Annotated in this window: 16 protein-coding genes; 3 read left to right on the plus strand and 13 right to left on the minus strand. The window is 75.7% G+C overall.

The genetic code is table 11. From position 1 onward, the window contains the following. Nucleotides 1-12 precede the first annotated feature (12 nt). A complete protein-coding gene (gene eno / locus FB380_RS01810; protein WP_166753587.1) occupies nucleotides 13-1296 on the minus strand; it encodes a phosphopyruvate hydratase in 1284 nt (427 codons plus the stop codon). Nucleotides 1297-1392: 96 nt separating this feature from the next. Here eno and FB380_RS01815 point away from each other — a divergent pair, with 96 nt between their 5' ends. Continuing rightward, the gene (locus FB380_RS01815) at nucleotides 1393-2355 is read left to right on the plus strand and encodes a hypothetical protein (protein WP_166753588.1); all 963 of its coding nucleotides are present in this window, start codon (nucleotides 1393-1395) and stop codon (nucleotides 2353-2355) included. Nucleotides 2356-2380: 25 nt separating this feature from the next. On the opposite strand, the gene FB380_RS01820 is transcribed toward FB380_RS01815, so the two are convergent. The 8 genes from FB380_RS01820 to FB380_RS01855 form a co-directional block, all read right to left on the minus strand. Continuing rightward, a complete protein-coding gene (locus FB380_RS01820; protein WP_229682050.1) occupies nucleotides 2381-3646 on the minus strand; it encodes a mechanosensitive ion channel family protein in 1266 nt (421 codons plus the stop codon). Nucleotides 3647-3766: 120 nt separating this feature from the next. Then, nucleotides 3767-4690: a nucleoside triphosphate pyrophosphohydrolase gene (locus FB380_RS01825; RefSeq protein ID WP_166753589.1), complete on the minus strand. Its 924-nt coding sequence runs from the start codon at nucleotides 4688-4690 to the stop codon at nucleotides 3767-3769. 4 nt (nucleotides 4691-4694) lie between these two features. Further along, a complete protein-coding gene (locus tag FB380_RS01830; RefSeq protein ID WP_166753590.1) occupies nucleotides 4695-5687 on the minus strand; it encodes a peptidylprolyl isomerase in 993 nt (330 codons plus the stop codon). 155 nt (nucleotides 5688-5842) lie between these two features. Next, a complete protein-coding gene (mfd, locus tag FB380_RS01835) occupies nucleotides 5843-9397 on the minus strand; it encodes a transcription-repair coupling factor (protein WP_229682051.1) in 3555 nt (1184 codons plus the stop codon). Nucleotides 9398-9503: 106 nt separating this feature from the next. Then, nucleotides 9504-9962, minus strand: a complete 459-nt coding sequence (locus FB380_RS01840) for an FAD synthase family protein (RefSeq protein ID WP_166753591.1) — start codon at nucleotides 9960-9962, stop codon at nucleotides 9504-9506. Nucleotides 9963-10118: 156 nt separating this feature from the next. Next, a complete protein-coding gene (locus FB380_RS01845) occupies nucleotides 10119-11564 on the minus strand; it encodes a hypothetical protein (protein WP_166753592.1) in 1446 nt (481 codons plus the stop codon). Further along, nucleotides 11561-12172 (minus strand): arsenate reductase/protein-tyrosine-phosphatase family protein, encoded by a 612-nt coding sequence (locus FB380_RS01850; protein ID WP_166753593.1) that lies wholly within the window; start codon nucleotides 12170-12172, stop codon nucleotides 11561-11563. Before FB380_RS01850 ends, FB380_RS01845 begins: the two co-directional genes overlap by 4 nt. Continuing rightward, a complete protein-coding gene (locus FB380_RS01855; RefSeq protein WP_166753594.1) occupies nucleotides 12169-13617 on the minus strand; it encodes a tyrosine-protein kinase domain-containing protein in 1449 nt (482 codons plus the stop codon). Before FB380_RS01855 ends, FB380_RS01850 begins: the two co-directional genes overlap by 4 nt. A 252-nt stretch (nucleotides 13618-13869) precedes the next feature. On the opposite strand from FB380_RS01855, the gene FB380_RS01860 reads away from it, so the two are divergent. After that, a complete protein-coding gene (locus FB380_RS01860; RefSeq protein ID WP_166753595.1) occupies nucleotides 13870-16257 on the plus strand; it encodes a YveK family protein in 2388 nt (795 codons plus the stop codon). Here the strand turns inward: FB380_RS01860 and FB380_RS24030 are convergent. Continuing rightward, entirely contained in the window at nucleotides 16241-17359 is a 1119-nt protein-coding gene (locus FB380_RS24030) for a glycosyltransferase family 4 protein (RefSeq protein ID WP_229682052.1), read from the minus strand. The genes FB380_RS01860 and FB380_RS24030 overlap by 17 nt on opposite strands. Nucleotides 17360-17454: 95 nt before the next feature. Here FB380_RS24030 and FB380_RS01870 point away from each other — a divergent pair, with 95 nt between their 5' ends. Continuing rightward, complete coding sequence (locus tag FB380_RS01870) at nucleotides 17455-18498, plus strand: glycosyltransferase family protein (protein WP_166753596.1); 1044 nt, start codon at nucleotides 17455-17457, stop codon at nucleotides 18496-18498. Nucleotides 18499-18519: 21 nt separating this feature from the next. Here the strand turns inward: FB380_RS01870 and FB380_RS01875 are convergent, their stop codons facing one another. The 3 genes from FB380_RS01875 to FB380_RS01885 are packed head-to-tail and all read right to left on the minus strand — an operon-like array spanning nucleotide 18520 to nucleotide 23044. After that, entirely contained in the window at nucleotides 18520-19470 is a 951-nt protein-coding gene (locus FB380_RS01875) for a glycosyltransferase family 2 protein (RefSeq protein ID WP_208382721.1), read from the minus strand. After that, nucleotides 19467-21611, minus strand: coding sequence for a glycosyltransferase (locus tag FB380_RS01880; protein WP_166753597.1), 2145 nt, complete (start codon nucleotides 21609-21611; stop codon nucleotides 19467-19469). Before FB380_RS01880 ends, FB380_RS01875 begins: the two co-directional genes overlap by 4 nt. Next, the gene (locus FB380_RS01885) at nucleotides 21608-23044 is read right to left on the minus strand and encodes an oligosaccharide flippase family protein (protein ID WP_208382722.1); all 1437 of its coding nucleotides are present in this window, start codon (nucleotides 23042-23044) and stop codon (nucleotides 21608-21610) included. The genes FB380_RS01880 and FB380_RS01885 overlap by 4 nt, the downstream gene beginning before the upstream one ends. Nucleotides 23045-23128 lie beyond the last annotated feature (84 nt).

Raw genomic sequence — 23128 nt, forward strand, 5'->3', positions numbered from 1 at the left:
GGGTGCTGCGACTCAGCCGCGGGCAGCCAGGCGCGGGAACGCGGCGGCGCCGGCGTAGCGCGCGGCGTCGTCCAGCTCCTCCTCGATCCGGAGCAGCTGGTTGTACTTGGCCACCCGCTCGCTGCGGGCCGGGGCACCGGTCTTGATCTGCCCGCAGTCGGTGGCGACGGCGAGGTCGGCGATCGTGGTGTCCTCGGTCTCGCCCGAGCGGTGGCTCATCATGCAGCGGTAGCCGTTGCGGTGGGCCAGGTTGACCGCGTCCAGGGTCTCGGTGAGCGTGCCGATCTGGTTCACCTTGACCAGCAGGGCGTTGGCGGCACCGCGGGCGATGCCGTCGGCCAGCCGGGTCGGGTTGGTGACGAACAGGTCGTCGCCGACGATCTGCACCCGGTCGCCCAGCTGCTGCGTCATCGACACCCAGCCGTCCCAGTCCTCCTCGTCGAGCGGGTCCTCGATCGAGACGATCGGGTAGGCGTCGACCAGGCCCTTGTAGTAGTCCACGAGGTACTCGGCGGAGCGGGTCTGCCCCTCGAAGTCGTAGCCGCCGTCGGTGTGGAACTCGGTGGCGGCGACGTCGAGGGCGAAGGCGATGTCGGTGCCGACCGTGTAGCCGGCCTTCTCCACGGCCTCGACGATGAGGTCGAGGGCGTCCCGGTTGCTGGGCAGCGACGGGGCGAAGCCGCCCTCGTCACCCAGGCCGGTGGCCAGGCCGCGCTTCTTCAGCACCGACTTCAGGGCGTGGTAGGTCTCGGTGCCGACCTGCAGCGCCTCGGCGAAGCTCGCCGCGCCGATCGGGGCGATCATGAACTCCTGCACGTCGACGTTGCTGTCGGCGTGGGCGCCACCGTTGAGGATGTTCATCATCGGCACCGGGAGCAGGTGCGCCGAGGGGCCGCCGACGTAGCGGAACAGCGGCAGCCCGGCGGACTCCGCAGCGGCCTTGGCGACGGCGAGGGAGACGCCGAGGATCGCGTTGGCGCCGAGCCGGGACTTGTCGGGCGTGCCGTCGAGGTCGATCAGCCGCTGGTCGACCATCCGCTGCTCGGCGGCGTCGTAACCGACGAGCTCGGGGCCGATGACGTCCAGGACGCCGTCGACGGCCTGGGTCACGCCCTTGCCGCCGTAGCGGGTGCCGCCGTCCCGGAGCTCCACCGCCTCGAAGGCGCCGGTCGAGGCGCCGCTGGGCACGGCGGCCCGGGTGATCGTCCCGTCGTCGAGGGCGACCTCGACCTCCACGGTGGGGTTTCCGCGCGAGTCGAGGATCTCCCGCGCGCCTACTGCATCGATGCTGGCCACGGTCCGCAGCCTAGCCAGCCCCCGGGGTCCCGCGGCACACCCGCGCCGACGCCGACCGGGCCGGCCACCGGCGGGTGCCTGGGACGATGGCCCACGATGACTCCCCCGACCACGCCCCGCCGGCACCGGCGCGCCGCCCGACAGCTGGTGCTCGGGCTGGTCCCCGTGCTGCTGGTCGGGGTCGTCGTGCTGGTCGCGCTGGCGCTGCGCCTGCCCGACGTGCAGGCGCCGCTGGCCGCCGCCGACCGCACCGCGACGGCGACGGTCGTCGCGGCCGGCACCGCCCCCGGGGGCCGTGGGCTGGACGTCACCTTCCGCGACGAGGCCGGCCGGGAGCGGACCGGCGTCCTGGAGCTGGCCGAGCCGCTGGACGTGCCGGTCGGCGCCCAGCTGACGGTGCAGTACGCGGCGTCCGAGCCGGCGGAGGACCCGGTCCCGGTGTACACCGACGGGGACGCCGCCCACGCCGCGGTCGGGGACGTCGTCTTCGGCCTGGTCGCCGTGGCGCTGGTGCTGGCGGTCGTCACCGGGCTTACCCTCCCCCGCCTGCTCGGCCGGCCGCGGCTGCGCTCCCGGCCCGCCACCGCGGTGACCGCCACCCACCTCGTGGTGAGCCTGGGCCTGCTCGTGCGCAGCTGGCTGGAGCTGGAGACGCCGGCCGGACGTCGCTGGCTGCCCGTGCACTGGGTACCGGAGCTGGACCGGCTGCCGCCGGGCACGCGGATCGAGGTGCGCGGCGACCCGGCGCGGGGCCGGCTGGTGCTGCCCGTGCTCGGCGGTGCGGAGCTGTGGCCGTCGGGCCGGCTGCGCAGCCAGGAGCCGCGCGGGGAGGTGCGGCAGGCACCCGTCGTCCCCGACGCCGTCGAGGTGGGGCTGGGCCGGCAGGCGCGGGTGGACGGCGTGCTGCCCGTCGTCGCCCCGGTGCTCGGCCTGCTGTGGGCCTACGTCGACAGCAGCGGCCCGCTGGGCTTCGCCGCGGCGACCGCGCTGTCGGCCGCGGTGCTGTTCTGGGTGCCCCAGGTGCTGGGCTCGGACCCGCAGGCCACCCGCCAGGGCTGATCGGCCGGCACACCCCGGCCGGGGATCAGCCGAGCGGCTGCTCGCGGGACTCCTCGTCGGCCCGGGCCCGCTCGGCCAGCTCCGCCTCGCTGGGGCCGGTGAAGGCCCGGGAGCGTTCCCTCGCCTCCTGGCTGCCGGTGAAGAGCCCGGCCTGCGCACCGGCCGGCCGGGCGCCGTCGACCGCGGCCGGGCCCCGCGGCGCGACGTCCGGGCCGGCGACGCCCTCGTTGCGCACCTTGGGCAGCGCCGTGGGGTGCTCCCGCTGCAGCCACCGGACCAGGCCCTCGCGCACGTGGCAGCGCAGGTCGAACAGGGTGGGGCCGTCCTTCGCGCTGACCAGCACCCGGACCCGCACCACCGCTCCGACGGCGTCGGTCACCTGGAGCACGACGACCCGCTCGTCCCACAGCTCGTTGCCCACCACGAGCCGGTCCAGCTCGGCGCGCATCTCGTCCAGGGGTGCGGTCCAGTCGACGTCCAGCTCGACCGACCCGAGGACGGCGGACTCCTTGCGGGTCCAGTTCTCGAAGGGCGTCGTGGTGAAGTGGGTCGAGGGCAGCACGAGCCGCCGGTCGTCCCACACGTGCACCACGACGTAGGTGAGCGTGATCTCCTCGATCCGGCCCCACTCGTCCTCGACCACGACCACGTCGTCGACCCGGATGGCGTCGGTGAAGGCCAGCTGCATCCCGGCGAACACGTTGGCCAGCGAGGTCTGGGCGGCCAGCCCGACCACCACCGACAGCACCCCGGCGCTGGCCAGGATGCTGGTGCCGGCCGTGCGGGCCGCGGGGAAGGTCAGCAGCATGCCGGCGATCGCCAGCACCGCGATCACCGCCACCGTCAGCCGGCGGATCAGCGTGACCTGGGTGCGCACCCGCCGGGCGTGCCGGTTGTCGACGACGTCGACGTCGTAGCGGGCCAGCGCCAGGTCCTCCACGACGAACGCGGCGACCGCGATGAGCCACGCCACCACGCCGATCAGGACCAGCCCGAGCACCCGGACGACGACGTCGCGCCAGTCGCCGACCCCGGGCGCGGCGTCCAGCACCAGCGTGACCGCGAGCAGCACGAGGAGCACCCGCAGCGGCCGGCGTCCCCGCCGGGACAGGTCCGCCACGACCGGCGAGCGCACGGCGAAGCGGCGCACCATCGCACCGATCGCTACGGCGACCAGCCAGGCCGCCAGTGCGGCGCCGGCCACGACCAGCAGCAGCAACCAGGTGCTGCGGGGCAGCGCCGCGGAGACGTCGTCGTCGGCGGCGAACAGGTGCAGTGGTGTCAGCGGCACGCGGCGGGATCTCCTTCGTCGTCGTCGTCGGGGCGGGCGACCGGGCACGTCCCCGGCCGCCGTCCACGCTAGGGGTCCGGGGCCGGGGACGGCGCCGGGCGATGACCCGGACGGGGCAGGTCAGCCGTCGGCGCGGGCGTGCGCGGCGGCGTCGAGCTCGTCGGCGTAGCGGCGGACCGCGGTGCGCAGCACGTCCTCGGCGTCCCACCCGCGCTGCCGGGCGGCGACGACCAGCCCGAGCAGCTGCTCCCCGAGCTCGGCCGGGTCGACGGCGGTCAGCTCCGCGGCCGGCGGGGTGGGCAGCCCGGCCCGCGCGGCCCGCCCGGCCAGGGCCGCGCCCCAGGAGCTGGCCGGCTGCGAGCGGGAGACCCCCTCGGTCGGCGAGCGGCGCTGCTTCTCGGTCCGCTTGATCTCGTCCCAGCCGCGCTCCACCGCCGCGACGTCCCGGGGGCCGGCGTCGGAGAAGACGTGCGGGTGCCGGCGGACGAGCTTGTCGACCAGGTCACCGGCCAGGTCGTCGACGTCGAACCGCCGGTCCGGGCCGGCCTCGGCGGCGACCCGGGCGTGGAAGGCGACCTGGAGCAGCACGTCGCCCAGCTCCTCGCGCATCGCCACGGGGTCGTCGTCGACGATCGCGTCGTAGGCCTCGTGCGCCTCCTCCAGCAGGTAGCCGCGGAGCGAGGCGTGGGTCTGCTCGGCGTCCCAGGGGCAGCCGCCGGGCGAGCGCAGCCGGTCCATCACCGCGACGACGTCCAGCAGCCGCGCACCGGGCGGTTCCGGGGCACCCGCGACCCGCGGGACCCCCTCCCAGCCCTCGGCCTCTTCGGCGGTGGCCAGCAGGACCGCACCCGGGGCCGCCGCGGCGGCCGCGGCGCGGTCCGGGACGTCGGTCACCGCGATCCCCTCCGCCCGCAACGCCGCGGCGGAAGCGGAGGCACCGGGCAGCGCGAGCACGGCCGGGGCGGAGGTGACCGCCCGCCAGCCGGCGGCGGCGAGCAGTCCGGGGAGGCGGGGGCTGACGGTGAGCAGGAGCGCGACGGGCACCCGGTCAGTCTCCGGCAACCCCGGCGGCGTCGTCCCCGGCGTCCCCCAGGAGCTGCACGACGCCGCCGTCCGCGGCGACCACCCGCCCGTCCTCCAGGACGCCGAAGCGCGGGTTGACCACCAGGTCGAGGTCGTCGCGCACCTCGGTCACCAGCGCGGCGCCGGCCTCCGCGGCCGCGGCGGCGGCCTGCTCGGCCAGCTGCGGGCGCACCTCCTCGAACGTGAGGACGGCGACGTCGCGGACGAAGCCGACCACCACGCCGCCGGCCTCCGGCAGCGGCAGGGTGAAGCCCTGCCCGGGGGGCGTGGTGGCGATCGGCTCGGCCAGCACCGGCGGCAGGTCGGCCGGGGCGCGGGCCTCGATCTGCGGCAGGGTGTTGGGCCCGGCGTACTGGGCGGCCAGCGCCGGGTAGCCGGCCGGGTCGGCGGTCAGCTGGGCCAGCACGGCGTCGGCGGTCGCCTGGTCGGGCACCGTCACCAGGCCGAGCTGCACCTGCGCGAGGCCGGCGCGGACCTGCTCGTACTGCTCCCGCAGCGCCTCCTCGGAGGGCTCGGCGAGCCCGGCGGCGACCGCGGCGCGCTGGCGGACCAGCTGCTGGCGGACGTTCTCGACCACGTCGGCCTCGTTGGCGCCCTGCTGCTGGGCGACCTGCGCGAAGACCGCCTCCGGGTCGGCGCCGCCGAGCAGCTCGGCGATCCGCTCCCGCACGTCGGCGTCCGACACCTCGACGCCCCAGCGCCGGGCCACCTCGTCGTGCAGCTCCGCGCCGACCTGCAGGCTCAGCACCTGGCGGGTGTAGCCCACCTCGTCGCCGGCGGCGTACGCGGCGATGGCGGGGTCGGCGAGCCGGGTGTCGACCGCGTCGTCCAGCTCGGCGACGGTCACCTGCTCGTCACCGACGTAGGCGGCGACGTCCGGGGACGTGCGGCACCCCGCCAGGCCACCCACGCCGGCGGCACCCACGAGCAGGACGGCGAGGAGTCTGCGGCTCGGCACGGCGCGAGCGTGCCACACCCGGTGTGACCGGCGTCGCACCCTGCACCGTCCAGCGTCGATCAGGTCACCTGATCCAACACTGTCCTCCCGCACCAACGCTGGTGCGGGAGGACAGTCAGTGATCAGGTGACCTGATCACTGCTGGGCGCGAGAGGTCAGGAGGCGACGGCGACGGGCTGCTCCAGGACCGAGGACAGCAGCGCGTGCAGCTTCTCCAGCAGGGCGACGTCCCGCAGCGGCGTGCGCCGGTCCGGGCCGACCGGCACCTTGATCGACACGGTGCGCACCGCGTCCTTGTAGGTGGCCCCCTCGGCCAGCCGGGACAGCTTCATCACCTGCGACTCGCGGAGCTCCACCGGACCGACCCGGACGTTGCGGCCCTGCATCGACACCTCCGTGACCCCGAGCCGGCGCATGGCCGCGCGGAACCGGGCCACGGCCAGCAGGTTGAGCACCGGGGCGGGTGCGGCGCCGTAGCGGTCGGTGAGCTCGTCGAGCACGGCCTGGGCCTGGTCGTCGTCCTGGACGCTGGCGACCTTGCGGTAGGCCTCCATCCGCAGCCGCTCGCCGGGCACGTAGTCGTGCGGCAGGTGCGCGTCGACCGGCAGGTCGACCCGGACCTCGGCCGGCTCCACGGCCGGGGACTCCCCGGTCGCCTGGGCCCGGTAGTCGCTGACCGCCTCGCCGACCAGCCGCACGTACAGGTCGAAGCCGACGCCGGCGATGTGCCCGGACTGCTCGCCGCCGAGCAGGTTGCCCGAGCCGCGGATCTCCAGGTCCTTCATCGCCACCGCCATGCCGGCCCCGAGGTCGGTGTTGTGCGCGATGGTGGTCAGCCGGTCGACCGAGGTCTCGGTCAGCGGCCGCGAGGGGTCGTAGGTGAAGTAGGCGTAGGCCCGCTCCCGGCCACGGCCGACCCGGCCGCGGATCTGGTGCAGCTGGGAGAGGCCGAAGGTGTCGGCCCGGTCGACGATCAGGGTGTTGGCGTTGGGGATGTCCAGGCCCGACTCCACGATCGTGGTGGCGACGAGGACGTCGTACTCCTTCTCCCAGAAGCCGACCATGATCTTCTCGAGCTCGTGCTCCTTCATCTGGCCGTGGCCGACCGCCACCCGGGCCTCGGGCACCAGGTTGCGGATCTTCGCCGCCGCCTTGTCGATCGACTGCACCCGGTTGTGGATGACGAACACCTGGCCGTCGCGGAGCAGCTCCCGGCGGATCGCCGCGGCCATCTGCTTGTCCTCCCACGCACCGACGTAGGTCAGCACCGGGTGCCGCTCCTCCGGCGGGGTGAGGATCGTCGACATCTCCCGGATGCCGGTGAGGCTCATCTCCAGGGTGCGCGGGATCGGGGTGGCCGACATCGACAGCACGTCGACCGCCGTCCGGACGCTCTTCAGGTACTCCTTGTGCTCGACACCGAAGCGCTGCTCCTCGTCGACGATGACCAGCCCCAGGTCCTTGAACCGGGTGGTCGGCTGCAGCAGCCGATGGGTGCCGACCAGGACGTCGATCTCCCCGTCGGCCAGCTTGCGCAGCACCTCGTCGGACTCGGCCTTCGACTGGAACCGGGACAGCACCGCCACCGTCACCGGGAACTGCGCGAACCGCTCGGAGAAGGTCTTGAAGTGCTGGTTGGCCAGCAGCGTCGTCGGCACCAGGACGCCGACCTGCTTGCCGTCCTGCACGGCCTTGAACGCCGCCCGCACCGCGATCTCGGTCTTCCCGTAGCCGACGTCGCCGCAGATGATCCGGTCCATCGGCACCGGCTGGGACATGTCCGCCTTGACCTCGTCGATCGCGGCCAGCTGGTCGGGGGTCTCGGTGAACGGGAAGGCGTCCTCCAGCTCGCGCTGCCAGACGGTGTCCGGCCCGAAGGCGTGGCCCTTGGACGCCATCCGGGCCGAGTACAGCCGGATGAGCTCCGCGGCGATCTGCTTGACCGCCTTGCGGGCCTGGTTCTTCGTCTTCTGCCAGTCGGCACCGCCGAGCTTGGACAGCGCGGGCGCCTCGCCGCCGACGTAGCGGGTCAGCTGGTCCAGGGAGTCGGTGGGCACGAACAGCCGGTCCGGCGGCTGGTTCCGCTTGCCCGGCGCGTACTCGACGATCAGGTAGTCGCGCTGCCCGCCGTGCACGGTGCGGCTGACCATCTCCACGTACCGGCCGACGCCGTGCTGCTCGTGCACCACCAGGTCACCGGGCTGCAGCTGGACCAGGTCGACGGCGTTGCGCCGGCGGGCCGGCATCTTGGTGGCGTCCTTCATCGAGGTGCCGCGCTGGCCGGTGAGGTCGCCCTCGGTGACCAGCGCCAGGCCCACGGCCGGGAAGGTGAAGCCGGCCTCCAGGTTGCCCTGGGTGATCAGCGTCGGCCCCGCGGTGGGCGCGGCCTCGATGCCGGGCACCAGCCGGGCGCCCAGGTCGGCCTCGGTGAGCTGGTCGGCCGCGCGCTGGGCGGGGCCGGGGCCGGCGAAGGTCAGCGCGACCCGCCAGCCGTCGCGGCCCCAGCTGCGCAGCTGGTCGAAGGCGCGCGCCTGGTCGCCGTGGAAGCGCTCGACCCCGGTGGCGTCCAGGGTGACGTGCTGCTCGTCGTCGTCCGGGGAGAGGGTGAAGGTGCCGGTCGTCCACCAGGGCAGACCCCGGGCCCGGGCGGCGTCCTGGACGTCGGCGAGGTCGCGGAAGGAGGAGGCGCCGAGGTCGATCGGTGCCTGGCCGGCCTCGGCCGCGGTCTGCCAGGAGGCGGCGAGGAACTCCTCGGCCGTGCGCACCAGGTCGGCGGACCGGCTGCGCACCCGCTCGGGGTCGCAGACCAGCACGTGCGTGCCCGGTGCCACCAGGTCGGTGAGCAGCTGCATCTGGGAACCACCGATGAGCGCCGGGATCAGCGACTCCATGCCCTCCACGGCGATGCCCTCGGCGAGCTTGCCGGTGACCTCCGCGAGCTCCGGGTGGTCGACCCCCAGCTGGACGGCGCGGGCCCGGACGTCGGCGGTGAGCAGCAGCTCGCGGCACGGCGGGGCCCACAGCCGGTCGGGCCGCTCGTCCAGCGAGCGCTGGTCGGCGGCGGAGAAGTAGCGCAGCTCGTCGACCTCGTCGCCCCAGAACTCCACCCGCACCGGGTGCTGCTCGGTGGGCGGGAAGACGTCGAGCAGGCCGCCGCGGACGGCGAACTCCCCGCGCTTCTCGACCAGCTCGACCCGGGTGTAGGCGGCGTCGGAGAGCGCCTGGGCCACCGTGTCCAGCTCGGCGGTCTGGCCCGGCGCCAGCTCCACGGGCACCAGGTCGCCCAGCCCGGGGGCGAGCGGCTGCAGGACGCTGCGCACCGGGGCGACCAGCACGTCGACCCTGCCGTTGTCCCCGGGGTGGGTCAGGTCGCGCAGCACGGCCAGCCGGCGGCCGACGGTGTCGGCGCGGGGGCTGAGCCGCTCGTGCGGCAGCGTCTCCCAGGCGGGGAAGACCTCCACCCGCCGGTCCGGGACGAAGCAGCGCAGCACCGCGGCGAGCGCGTCGGCGTCCCGCTCCCCCGCCGTCACGACCAGCACCGGCACGTCCGCACCGGGGGCCGGTGCGGCCAGCGCCGCCGCCACCAGCGGCTGGACCGGCGGCGGTGCGGTGACGGACAGGTCGGCCGCGCCCGCCTTCGCCACCACGGAGGCAACGCCGGCGTCGGACAGGACGACGTCGAGCACGCCGCGCAAGCTCACGGAGGTCACTCCAGTTCCTGGGCCCACTCCGTGTCCGCGGGAGAGCAGAGCGCGCCGGGTGCGCGCGGGGGCCGTCGACCAGGTTAGTCCCGGTGGCGGAGGCCTGCGGGGTCGCTCAGGAGGTCAGGGCGCGGGCTCCGCGGCCCACCGGCTCCTGGGCGTCGATGGTGGCCAGCGCCCTGCGCAGGATCGTGCTGGAGGTGTGCACCGTGTACGGGAAGTACTGCACCCGGACGCCGACCGCGGCGAAGTCGCGCTCGAGCTTCGCGCCCTTGGCGGTGCCCCGCCAGTCGTCGCCCTTGAACAGGACGTCGAACCGCACCTCGCGCCAGGTGTCGATCTTCTCCGGCACGACCTCGGCGTGCACGTCGTCGACGAAGCGCAGGGCGCGGACGATCTCCATCCGCTCGGCCAGCGGGATCACCGGCAGCCGCCCCTTGGCCTGCAGCAGCATCTCGTCGGACACGACGCCGACGACGAGCCGGTCGCAGTGCTCCGCGGCGTGCTTGAGGACGTTGAGGTGGCCGATGTGGAACAGGTCGTACGCGCCGGGCGCGTAGCCGGTCACGGTCATGTCACTCCTCTGCCGGGCGGTCTGCTGCACCGACGACGCTAGGTGCCCGGGTGACGGAGCGTGAGCATTGAACGGAACTGCACCCGATGAGGCGACGCATTCCGGGCCTGCACCACCCGTTCGGGGTCACCCTGGGTGACCCAGCGGACGTCCGGGTCAGGCGCGGGGCGCGAGCGCCGGGACCCGCTCGCGCACCAGCCGCTTGATCCGCCGGACGGCGGAGTCCCGAGCGCCTCGCAGACCGGTGAACTCGTTGAACGGCAGGTCCAGCAGCTCCGGCCAGGCCCGGGAGAGGACGTCGTCGCCCAGCCGCTCGGACCACCGGTGCTCCAGCGGCAGCGCCAGCATCGCCTCGAACAGCGTCCGGCCGGCGAACGGCGAGAGCTCGAACCGCGAGGTGCGGTTGCCGTAGTGGCCCGGACCCGCCCAGCAGGACAGCCGTTGTTCGACGTAGGCCAGCTCGAGCACGGTCGGGTACGGCAGGTCCGGCAGTTCGGCGAGCCAGCGGCCGGCGTGCTCCAGGTAGACCGGGAGGGCCGGCAGCCGGAGCCGCCGCAGCAACGTCTCCGGGGACACCGGGCCGTCGTCCGGGTCGCCCGGCCGGTACGTGTGCGCCCGGCCCACCTCACCGGCGGTGCCGGGGAGCAGCACCCGGGCAGGGTCCAGCTGGCGCAGCGTCTCGTGCGCCTGCCACAGCTCCCCGCCGACCGCGTGGCCGGTCACCGTGAGCCACTCGTCCAGCTCCTCCGGCCGGGTCGTGCGGACCGGGAGGAGGTCGTGCGCCAGCCCGTACCGGTCGGCCAGCCGGGTCGCCAGGTGTGTGTCCACGGTGGGCGGTCCGGGCTGGGCGAGGGTGAAGAAGACCGCCTCCGGCAGGACCTCCCGGGCGCAGCCCAGCAGCAGCCGGGAGTCCCGGCCGCCGGTCAGCGAGAGGGTGAGCGGGTGCACGGCGGCGACCGCGGCGATCGTGCGGCGCACCCCCTCGTGCACCACGGCGGCCACCTCGTCCCCGTCGGCGGTCCCCGGCACGGGCGGCAGCCAGTGCCGGGCGGTGCGCCAGGTGCGCAGGTCCAGCGAATGGTCGGCCTGCAGCCGGCGCGTCCCCACCGTGAGCGTGAGCCCGAAGGGCAGCCAGGTGCCGCGGTCCGGGAACCCGGTGACCTCGGCCAGCTCCGTGTCGAGCTCACCACCGATGAGGGCCGGGACGGAGGCGACGGTCCGCCGGTCCGCCGAGTGCACGGCGGCCAGCGAGCCGTAGGCGTCCAGGACGACGGTCGGTTCGTCGTCGGGCAGGAGCACGAGCAGGAAACGTCCGGCCAGCCGCCGGTGGAGCGCGTCCACGGCGGGCCAGTCCAGTCGTGTCCGTTCGCCGGTGTCCAGCACGACCGGCCCGCCGGTCAGGACGCCGTCGAGCACCGGGTGCCCCAGGCACCAGCCGAGCGGGGCACCGGCACGGTCGAGCACGTCGACGACGGGCAGGCCGTGGGTGCCCAGCGTCCACCCGGAGCTGCTGCGGCGCACCCAGCCGGCCGGCACCCGGTCGCCGTCCTCGCTGAGCACGAACTGCCCGACGTGCGCGCTGCGCTCCACCGGCTCGGTCACGCCCGGACCGCGCCGTCCGCGGCGCGCGTGCGGGGTGCACCGGCGGCGGCTGCCACCGTCGCCACGGCCTCCCGGATCCGCCGCACCGCGCGTGCGTGGTCCTCCGGCGACCGGCCGTAGGGGTCCTCGACGTCGTCGTCCGGGCCGGGCACCCGCCGGCTGCGCAGCCGGGGGGCGGCCGCGGTCAGCGTCGCCAGCCGCTCGGCCGGTCCGGCGCCCGCGACGTGCCCCTCGTCGACGGCGAGCCCGGCCAGGGCCGCGAACTCGCGGAGGCTGAAGGTGCGGCGGAGCGCCAGCGGCGCCTGCTGCACCAGCTCCGACCGGTGGACCCGGGTCATGGTGAGGACGAGGTCGGCCTCAGACACGCCTTCGGGAGTGACCTGCCGGGCCCGGAAATCGGGCAGCGGGTCGCCGAGCGCCGCGGCCGCCCCGGCGTCCAGCCCGGCGCCGGTCAGCGCGGACAGCCCGGCGCTGGCCACCGTCACGTCGGCCACCGGGCCGAGCTGCTCGCGCAGCAGCGCCTCGGCGACCGGTGAGCGGCACACGTTGCCCGTGCACACCACGAGGACGCCGAAGGGGGTCCCCGACCGGGCGGCAGGCGCGGTCACGGCCGGCCGCGTAGCCCGGCGCTGCCGGCGGTCGGGGCAGCCAGGACCGGTGCCGGGACCCGGGTCGGGGCGCTGCCGGCGACACCGTGGCGGGGCCGGTAGTCGTAGGCCTGCTCCTTGCGTTCGACCTGGTTCAGGACCACGCCGAGCACGGTGGCCCGGACCGTCTCCAGCACCTGGAGGCTCTCGGTCACCTGGGCCCGGCGGGCCCGCACGGCGTTGACGACCAGGACGACGCCGTCGGCGACGCGGGAGAGCACGGCGCCGTCGGCGACCGGGAGCAGCGGTGCGCTGTCGAGGACCACGTGGTCGTAGGTGCCGCGCAGCTGGTCCAGCACCGCGGCCATCGCCGGGGACCCGAGCAGCTCCGTGGGGTTCGGCGGCAGCGGTCCGGCCGCCAGCACCTGGAGCCCCGAGGACCCCCAGTCCTGGGCCACGTCGGCCACCGCGGCGTGGCCCAGCAGCACGGAGGTCAACCCGACGGAGCCCTCGATGCCCAGGACGCCGTCCAGCGACGGCCGCCGGAGGTCGGCGTCCACCAGCAGCACCCGGGCACCCGTCTCGGCCAGCGCTGCGGCGAGGTTGGCCGAGACGGTGGACTTGCCCTCGGCCGCCACCGCGGAGGTGACCAGCAGCACCCGACCGCCGGCCCCGTCGGTCCGCACCCCGGGCAGGGACAGGAACTGCAGGTTGGTGCGCAGCTGCCGGAAGGACTCCGCCTGCGGGGCGTGCGGGTCCGCCTCGACGACCACGGGGCGCTCCGTCCCCTTCGTGCGGACGGCGCCGATCGTGCCGATGAGCGGCCGGTCGGTGAGGGCGGCCAGCGTCCCGGTGTCCCGTACCCGGGTGTCCAGTGCCGCGCGGAGCAGCAGCAGGGCGCAGCCCAGCACGAGCCCCGCGACGAGCCCGGCGAGCGCGTACAGGGTCGTGTTCGGCGCCGCCGGTCGCACCGGCACCTCGGCCGGGGCGACGGTGGTCGCCTGCACGGTCGGCTCCCCGTCGGCGTCCTCCGGCGCGAGTTCCTCGACGGTGCGGGACAGCGTGTCCACCACGGCGTCGGCGATGCGGGCGCTGCGGACGGCGGAGGTGTCGGTCACCGCGACCTCCACGATCACGGTGTCCACCGGCGCGGAGGCCTGCACCCGACCGGCCAGCGCCGACACGCCCATCGGCAGTCCCAGCTCGTCGATGACCGGCTGGAGCACGGCCGGGGTGGTGGCCAGCTCGGCGTAGGAGGTCACCTGGTTCTGCGTGAACGTCGAGCCCTGCACCAGGTCGGAGGCGGTGTCGCCGTACTGGAGGGAGAAGTAGACGCTGGCCGTGGACCGGTAGGTCGGCGCGGTGGTCAGGGCCCAGGCCAGCCCGGCCAGCAGACCGACGAGCGCCGCCGCGGTCGCCCACCGCCACCGGCGCCGCAGCACCGCCATCAGCTCACCGAGTTCCATGCTCTCCCCACCTGACCGAGCCGCCTCGTCGTGCGGTCCGACACCGTCGGCCGGACCCGGCGACGGAGCGAGACGGACCGTCGAGGCCTGTCACTCCGAGCAGTCTCGGCCATCCGGGCGGCCGACCCCGGGCGACGACGGCCCCTCCCACCCCATCGGGTCACCGCCGGCCCGGAACTCGCCGCCGGACGACCCCAGCGGCCCACCGACCGGTGAAGATCGAGGTCAACCGGTCGGTCAGGAGGTCCCGCAGTGCAGCCCAGCGAACTCGTCGCGGCGCTGGCCCGACGCTGGGCCGTCCTCATCGTCATGGCCCTCGTCGGCGGCGTCGCCGGCCTGCTGGTGTCCGCCGCCGCCCCGACGACCTACCGCGCGAGCACCTCGCTGTTCGCCGGGATGTCCCAGGTGTCCGCGGCCTCCGGCCTGGGCAACAGCTCGCTGGTGGCGCGGGAGCTGCTGCCCTCGCTGGCTGCGGCGGGCCGCACGGCCGCCGTGCTGCAACCGGTCGTCGACGAGTTGGGGCTCGCCGGTGGCCCGACCGGACTGGCCGCCGACGTCGAGGTCACGGTCGGCGAGGACGTCGCCGTGCTGACCGTCGCGGCCACCGCCCCGACCCCCCGGCAGGCCGCCGCCGTGGCCGGCGGCGTGGTCGAGCAGCTGCGGGCGCTCGCCGACGGGCAGTACACCGACGCCGGTGGCCGGCCGTCCCTGCAGCTGGTGACCATCACACCGGTCGTCGAGCCGCGGACGCCGTCGGGCCTGCCCTCCTCCCGGGCGGCCCTGGCCGGTGGGTTGCTGGCCATGGCCGCCGCCGCCCTGGTCATCGGGCTGCGCGAGGCCTGGGACCCCCGCGTCCGGACCGCCGGCGACCTCGCCGGGCTGACCGCCGTCCCCGTGCTGGCCGAGGTGGATCGCGCCGCCGTCCGGCTGCCCTGGACACCCCCGGCCGGTCCGGACCTCCGCGCGGCGAGCACCGAGCGGCTGGGCTGGCTGCTCACCGGCCTCCCCGGGGCAGCGCAGGGCGCACGGATCGGACTGGTCGGCGCACCGGCGGACCTGGCAGGCCCGGACCAGACCGCCCCGCACGCGCCCCGGACGGTCCCCGTCGGGCTCGACCGGCTGGCGGCGGACCGTTCCGCGGTGGCCGGCATCGACGGCCTGGTCGCGGTCGTCGACGTCCGCCGCGCGACCCGCGGCGGGGTGGCCCGACTGCTGGCCGCGGTGGATGCCTCCGGCCGCCCGGTGCTCGGCGCCGTCCTGGACGGGGTGCTGTCACCGGCGGCGGACCGGCGGACCCGCTGGCTCGCTGGGCTCTGCGGCGACGCGGCCGGGTCGCGGTACGGGCGGGCCCGTCCGGGCGAGTCGGCCGGCCCCGCGCGGTCGACCAGGGTGGTCGCCCTCCTCGCCGTCCTCGCCCTGGGCCTGGACCAACGGCTCCCGGTCGAGACCGACACCGGGCTGCTCGCCGCGGCCCTGCTGCTGCCCGTGTGGATCGCGCCGATCCTCCGCCACCGGGGCACCCGCTGGCTGACCGGCCTGGCCGCCGTGGCCCTCGCCTGTGGGGTGCTCCTGACCCTGGCCAACTCGGTGGAGCACGACTTCGCTCCGCGGCAGGCGTTGGCCACCAGCCTGTCCGTCCTCGGGGCGCTCGGCGCGATCGGGCTGCTGCTGTGGGCTCGGACGGTGTGGCCGCTGGGCGTCGTCGGGGTCACCTACGGGGTCGGCGCCCTGGTCAGCGGGGTGCTGGACGTCCCCGGCTCGGACAACGCCTACAAGTTCGAGCTGTCCTTCCCGGTGACCATCATCGTGCTGTCGCTGCTGGTCGGCCGGGTCCGCCCCCTGCTCTCGGTGCTGGCGCTCGGGGTGCTGGGACTGTTCAACATCGTCAACGACGCCCGCAGCGCCTTCGGCTTCTGCGTGATCGCGGCCGGGCTCGTCCTCTGGCAGGCCCGGTCGACCCGGGAGCCCGACCGACCGCGGCCACTGCGCACCGTGCTGCTGCTGGCGTCGGCCCTGGTGGGCGCCTACGCGGCGATCACCCAACTGCTCGTCTCCGGTGCCCTGGGTGCACAGGTGCAGGCCCGCTCGATCACCCAGATCGAGCAGACCGGGACCCTGCTGCTCGGTGGCCGGCCGGAGTGGACCGCCACCTGGGCGCTGATGCAGGAGAACCCGTTGGGCTTCGGGCTCGGCACCGTGCCCGCAGCCGGCGACATCGCCCTGGCCAAGCAGGGCTTCGCCGTCACGCACGTGCCCACCGCCGAGGGCTACATCGAGCACTACATGTTCGCCGGCCGCTTCGAGCTGCACTCGGTGATCGCCGACCTCTGGTCCAACGCCGGCCCGGCCGGCCTGCTCTGGGGCCTCCTGCTGGGCGGCCTGCTGGTCACGTCCCTGGTCCGCCAGCTGAGCCGGCGGAGGGCGTCCGCGCTGACCTGCCTGCTCGTGCCCGCGAGCCTCTTCTGGCTGGCCTTCGGCCCGCTTCCGGCGAACCTCCCCGACATCGCCATGACGCTCGGTCTGGTGCTGCCGCTGCGGGAGGCACTGCCGGGGAGGCGGGTGCCGCCACGGCCGGCCGGTGCCCGACCGGTCGACCGCGGCGAGGCCGAGCGGGAGACCGCGGTCAGCGTCCTCCGGTAGCGGCGCCGGGCTCACCGGCACCCTGGAACATCCACTCGTCCGCAGCCAGCCGCCCGTCCCGGTGCGGCAGGTCGGCCAGCACCGAGGCCGCCGGCCGGCGGGCGCGCAGCGACCGGACCAGCCCGGCCGCGACCTCCGCCACCGGCGCGCCGGCGGGGAGCACCTCGTGGCCGTGCCCGGCCAGCCAGTCGGCGAGCCCGGTCTCCTCGGTGGTGACCACGGTGCACCCGTGGGCCAGCCCCTCGACGACCGGCAGCCCCACCTGCTCGCGCCAGGTGGGGGTCCGCTGGGACAGCAGCACGAGGACCGCCGCCCGGCGCTGGTGGCGGTGCACCTCTTCCCGGGGCGGGGCCACGACCACCTCCACCCCCGGCACGCGGTCGGCCAGCTCACGGCCGGCGGACTCCAGCGGCCCCTGGCCCACCAGCGTCAACCGGGCCGCCGGGTGCTGCCGGACCACCTCCGGCCAGGCGGCGACCAGTTCACCGAGGCCCTTGCGTGCCGCGAAGGCGCCGACGAAGACGACCTGGTCGGGGTCGCGGATCGCCGGGACGGCGCAGTCGCACGGGGCCGGGAGGGCCGGGACGACCGCCGTCCGGCAGTCCTGCAGCTCGGGCCCGAGGTCCGCGGCGTAGAGCTCTGCTGCCGCCGAGGTGCCGAAGGCGAGCCGGTCGACCCGCCGGGCCACGAACCGGGTCATGGCCCGGTCCAGGCGGGCACGCACCCGCCGGCGGAGGTGCGCGTCGGGCTCGGGTGCGTAGTTGTCCCGGTTCTCGATGGCGTAGGAGACGACCAGCGTCCCGGTGCGGTGCAGCCGGGCGGAGAGGCCCGCCGCGGCCACCGCGACGGAGGTCTTCCACAACCCGGGGCGCAGCAACGGCTCGTTCACCTCGACGGCGGCCAGCCGCGACCGCAGGATGGTGACCGCCAGCGAGGGGAGCCTGCCCCGGACCAGGTCAAGCCCCTCGGTCAGCGCCGGGTCGAAGTCGTAGCGCCAGCGCTGGTGCAGGATCGTCGCGGGGGGCAGCGCGTGCGCCCGCTCCAGGTGCGCGCTGCGCACCGAGCCGTAGACCCGGGCCCTGCGGTAGCGGGTCTTCCTCACAGCAGGTGAGGGTATCGGTACGCTGCAGCACCGGCCGGGCGCCGGCCGGCCGAGGTGGCTGCCTCCGGTCCCCCCACCGCAGAGGAGTCGACCGGGTGAGCCGACGGCTGACCGTGCTGCAGTCCTTCCCCGAGCCCCGCGCGACGACCAACCCCTACGTCGTGACGCTCCGGCGGAGCCTCGACGCGCGGCCCGACCTCGAGGTGCTGACCTTCAGCTGGTCCCGGGCGCTGCGGGCCCGCTACGACGTGCTGCACGTGCACTGGCCGGAGAACCTGCTCAAGGGGGGCACCCGAGGGCGCGCGCTGGCCCGGCGACTGCTGTTCGTGGCGCTGCTGGCCCGGCTCACGCTGCGGTCGACCCCGGTCGTGGCGACCGTGCACAACCTCCGGCCGCAGGAGGGCCTCCCCCGCTCCCAGCGGTTCCTGCTCGGGCTGCTCGGCCGGCGCGTCGCCGTCCGGGTGCTGCTCAACGAACAGACCCTGGTGCCCCCGGGGACGGCGGCCGTGACCGTCCTGCACGGGCACTACCGCGAGTGGTTCGCCGACCACCCCCGCCCGCCCCGAGAGCCCGGCCGGGTCGCCTACGTCGGGCTCATCCGGCCGTACAAGGACGTCGGTCGGCTGATCCGGGTGTTCGGCACCACCGCGGACGCCGCCCCCTCGGCCCGGCTGCAGGTGGCCGGGCAGCCGCTGACCCCGGAGCTGGCCGACGAGCTGCACGCGGCGGCTGCCGCCGACCCCCGGGTGGAGCTGACGCTGGAGTTCCTGCCCGACGACCGGCTGGTCGACGCGGTCGGCCGCGCGACGCTCGTGGCCCTCCCCTACCGCGAGATGCACAACTCCGGTGCCGCGCTCATGGCGCTGTCCCTCGACCGGCCCGTCCTGGTCCCCCGTAACCCGGTCACCGACCTGCTCGCCGCGGAGGTGGGCGAGGAGTGGGTGCACCGCTATGACGGCGAGCTCAGCGGTGCCGTGCTGCTTCAGGCGCTGCAGCAGGCCGCGGACCACGAGCCGGGGTTGCGCCCGGACCTCGGACGGCGCGAGTGGGACCAGGCCGGCCGCGACCACGAGGACGCCTACCGGTGGGCCGTCCGGCTGCGGGGTCGGCGGCGGGACGCGGACCCCGAGCCGCACTGACCCGCGTACCACCGGTGCGGGTCAGCCGGCGTGGGACGTCGCGGCGGGCACCCGGCGGTACTCCTGGTAGACGACGCCGAGGGTCCCCGCCAGCAGGCCCGCGCCGCGGCAGGCGGTCCGCAGACCCCGGGCGCGGTGCACCCGGGAGCGCAGCGCGGCGCCGACCAGCCACCGCGCCAGCCCCCCGGCCAGTCGCGGGCACCCCCGACGTGCGGCCTGGAGCCGGGCCGCCCACCGCGCCCCGGGTGTGGCCGCGAGCGCCAGGTCGACCCGGCTTGCCGAGTTCCCGGACCGGAACGCCCGCCGCAGCACCCAGTCCCGGGTCATCCGCGCGGCGGGTACCGCATCCGTCACCACGGCCTCGTCGCACCAGGTCATCGGCCCCACCTCGGCCAGCTGGCGGGTGAACAACGTGTCGCTGCCGCCGCTCAGCCCGAAGGTGACGTCGAAGCGGGTGCCGGCGGCGCGCACCGCGGCCACGTCCAGCAGCAGGTTGTTGGTGGCGGCGACGTCGATCGGGGTGTCGGTGGCGAGCCGCCGGCGCCGGAAGAACGCCCCGTCGGCGACCCACGGGTCCAGTGGACCGGCGAAGTCGGAGACGACCGCCCCGGCCACGGCGACGGCGCCGGTGCGCCGGTGCGCGGCCACCAGGTGCCCGAGCCAGCCGGGGTGCGGGCGTTCGTCGTCGTCGATGAACACGAGCAGGTCGCCGGTCACCTCGTCGAGCACCCGGTTGCGCGCGGCGGCGATGCCCGGGGCCGGCTCCACCACGTGCCGCGTGCGACCGCCGCCGACCCGCTCGACCACCGGGCCACCGCTGCCGTCGGGGTCGTTGTCCACGACGAGCACGTCGACGGCGAGCCCGTCGCGCTCGACCTCGGTCGCCTGCTCGAGCAGCAGGGGCAGCAGGGCCGCCAGGTCGTCGGGACGCCGGAAGGTCAGCACCCCGATGGTCACGGTCCGTGCGGTCACGGCTGGTCCTCTCCTGCGCCGGTGACCAGCTGGGCCACCCGGGCGCGGTACCGGTCCGGTGCGTGCCGCAGCCGGGCCTCCTCGGCGTCGGTCAGGGCATCGGCGGTCACGTCCGGCCACCGGGCGACGACCCGCTCGACGGCGTCGGCCCACGCCACCACGTCCTCCGGCGGGACCGCCTGGGCCGAGGCGCGCCCCGCGACGGCCTCCTGCAGACCACCGCAGGCGCTGACCACGACCGGCCGGGCGGCCAGCACCGCCTCCACCGCCGTGTTGCCGAACGGCTCGGCCAGGACCGAGGGCACCAGGACCACGTCCGCACGGGCGAGCGCGTCCCAGACGTCGGGCACGAAGCCGGTCAGCTCGACCCGGTCGGTCAGCCGGGCGCCCGCCACCTGGTCGCGCAGCTGCTGCTCGAACCACTCGTAGCCGGGGAAGACCGCGCCCAGCAGCTGCAGCCGGGCGTCCACCCCCCGCGACACGAGCTCCGCCAGGACGGCGACGGCCACCTGCGGGCCCTTGCGGGGGGAGAGCCGCCCCACGAAGGCCAGCTGCACGGGCCCGCTCAGCCGGGACCGGGCGGGCTCGGTGCTGGGCGGGCCGCCCACGCCGTTGTCGACCAGCACCGCTCGCGCCCCGGTGCGCGGCAGCACGGCCGCGAGCACCGAGCGGCTGTACTCGCTGTTCACCAGGACCGTGCGCGCGGCCAGCGCGGGCAGGGCCAGCGCCAGGCGCACCGGGGCGGGAGCACGGTCCTCGGCCTCGTGCACGTGCAGCACCACCGGACGGCCGGCGACCCGGGCCAGCAACGGCCACAGCGGGAGGGTCTGGGTGTTCACGTAGACCGGACCCGAGCCGGTCCGCCGGAGCAGCCGCCAGGCCGGCCGTATCCCGGTCAGCAGGTCACCGGCCAGCCGCAGCGCGCCGCGGGGGGTCAGCGCGCTCTTGCGCAGCACCGGGGTCGGGCAGGTCTCGACCCGGGCCCCGCGTCCGCGCAGTTCCGCGGCGAGCGGGCCGTCGCCGGGGAGGGCCACCACGACCGGGGCGCCGGCCTCGACCAGGCCGGTCACGGACTCCAGCAGCATGCGGTCGGAACCGTAGAGCTCGGCGCCCGGGTGCACCACCAGCACGGCCGTCGGCGTTCCGGTGCCGGTCCGGCCGGCACGGCGGGTGAGCAGCGCCCGGGCCGCGACGGCCAGGCCCTCCACCGAGCCGTGGACGGCGGCGAGCAGCAGGCCCGGCTGGTGCAGCAGCTGGCGGCGCCCGCCCCGCAGCAGGATCTCCCGGCTCACCGCGGGGGTGGCCCAGACCCACCGGAGCAGCTGGCGGCGTCCCAGGTTGCGGGCGGCGAACAGCAGCCGGTTGCGGCAGTTGTAGCGGTAGTAGAGGGCCGACTTCGCCCGCCCGCGCCGGGGGCCCTGGGTGCCGCCGGCGTCGTGCACCGCGACCAGGTCCGAACGGACCGTGAGCGTCCCGCCCGCGGCGAGGCAGCGGTGGCTGAACTCGACGTCCTCCCAGTACAGGAAGAAGTCCTCGGCCAGCCCACCGGCCCGGCGGAGCAGGTCGTCGTGCACCACGAGGCAGGCGCCGGTGAGCCACTCCTCGACCGGCCCGCCCGGCCGTGACCGGGGGCCGGCCGGGCGGCGTCCGCGGAGCCGGCCGGTGTCGGTGTAGAGCTGCGCGCCGTCGAAGAAGACGGCGCCCTCTGGGGTGACGATGCGCGGGCTGAGCAGGGCCAGCGGCTCCCGCAGGCTGTGCCGCCGCAGCTCCTCGACCACCGCGGGGGCGATGCTGGCATCGGGGTTGAGGAGAAGGAACGTGACGCAGCCGGCCTGCCGGGCAGCGTCGATGCCGGCGTTGACCGCTGCGCCGAAGCCCCGGTTGTCCGGCAGCGCGACGAGGTCCCAGCCCCGCGCGGCCGTGAGCGTCTCGACGGCCTGCCGCTCCGCCGTGGAGGAGAAGTTGTCCACCACGACGACCCGGACCGACGGACCGGTCGGGTCGGCCCCCGCGAGGTTGGCCTCGATGAGGCGGGAGGACCCGTAGTTGACGACGACGAGGCCGAGCACGCCCGTCGCCTCGCCGGCCCGCTCGGCGGGGCCGGGCACGGGGCGCGTGCCCGACCGGAGCGTGCTGCTCACCTGGTGTCTCCTCCTGTTGCGCCGTCCACGGCGACCTCCTGCGGTGCCGGCTGAGCGGCCGCCGCGGCACGCAGCCTGCGGCGCACGTACCAGGCGCTGGCCAGCACCTGGGAGCAGAGGACGCCGACGATCGAGCCGATCACCGGCCCGGCTGCCCCCAGCGGCCCGGCGAGGAACCACGACAGCGCGACGTTGAGCGGCAGCGCGCAGACGATGCCCATCGCCTGGAACCGGAGCCCGCGGGCGTCGGTCATGAACATGCCGAGCGGGTACTTCACCGCCTGCAGCACCATCAGCACCGCGAAGCTGACGAGCAACAGCGGGCCGAGCGTGATCCTGCCCCCGGAGGCCAGCTCGGTCAGCAGCGGCGCCGCCAGCGCGACCGCGAGGCCCATCGCCGCCGCCACGGCCCCGAACACCGCGGCCATCGGGAACGGCGAGCGGTCCCGTCCCCGGGCCCGGGCCCGGGCGAAGACGGGCCAGAGCGTGACCCCGGCGGCGCTGACCACCGCCCAGATGGGGGTGAACATCTGCGACGCCAGGTTGTACTCGGCCAGCACCTCGGTGCTCGACCGGTGGCTGAGCACGATCCGGTCGGTCTGCATCGCGATCGGCAGGGCGATCATCTGCACCAGCATCGGCCAGGCGACGTCCAGCACCTGCCCTCCCCGCTCGGTGCGCAGGTGGCGGACCCGGCGGAGCACGTCCCGCGCGGCGGGGCGCAGTGCCCGGGCGGCGAGGAGGGTGCACACCCCGGCCAGCAGGAGCGTCGTGGCGTACGGGACGACGGGGACCGCCGACCCGGCGGGCAGGTCAACCCAGAGCAGGACGGCGAGGACGGCGAGGACCAGCGGCGTCTGGAGACCCAGCACGGCGATGGAGACGTGGTTGCGGCCCAGCCCGGAGAGCACCCGCTGGCCGATCCCCAGGGGCATGGCCAGGGCGATCAGGGCCAGGCACGCACCCGCCGCGAGCGACCCCGATCCGGGCATCAGGCCCTTCCCCAGCAGCGCCGGCCACAGGCCCAGGGAGGTGATCGCGGCGGCGAACAGCAGGAGCACCACCGCGGAGCCGACGAGCACCCGCACGGCGGTGACCAGCACCCGGCGGACGTGCTCGTCGCTGCGCGGGGAGTCCGACGCCCCGACGGCGTTCATGACCGCGGCCGACATGCCGAGGTCCGCGAAGGGCAGCAGGGCGCCGATCCCGACGAGCAGCCCGTACTGGGCGAAGGCGGCCTCGCCGTACTCCTCGATGATCAGCCGGGTCACGACGATGCCGAGCAGCGCGGACACCGGCAGCACCAGCAGCCGGACCCCGCCGCTGCGGGCCATGGCGGTCCAGACGCTGCGCCGGTCACCGGAGTCGGCCGGGCGGGGGTCGGGACCGGCCTCGACCGTCGGTCCGGGAGGCGGCTCGACCGTCCTGGTCACGCCGGCCTCCCCCCTCGTCCGTGGTCGTCGCCCGCGCCATCGTGCGCCGGGGCCCTGACGAGGCTGCCAGGCCGGAGCCGCCGC

The sequence above is a fragment of the Modestobacter marinus genome, assembly GCF_011758655.1.
In the GTDB taxonomy this organism is placed as follows: Bacteria; Actinomycetota; Actinomycetes; order Mycobacteriales; family Geodermatophilaceae; genus Modestobacter; species Modestobacter marinus.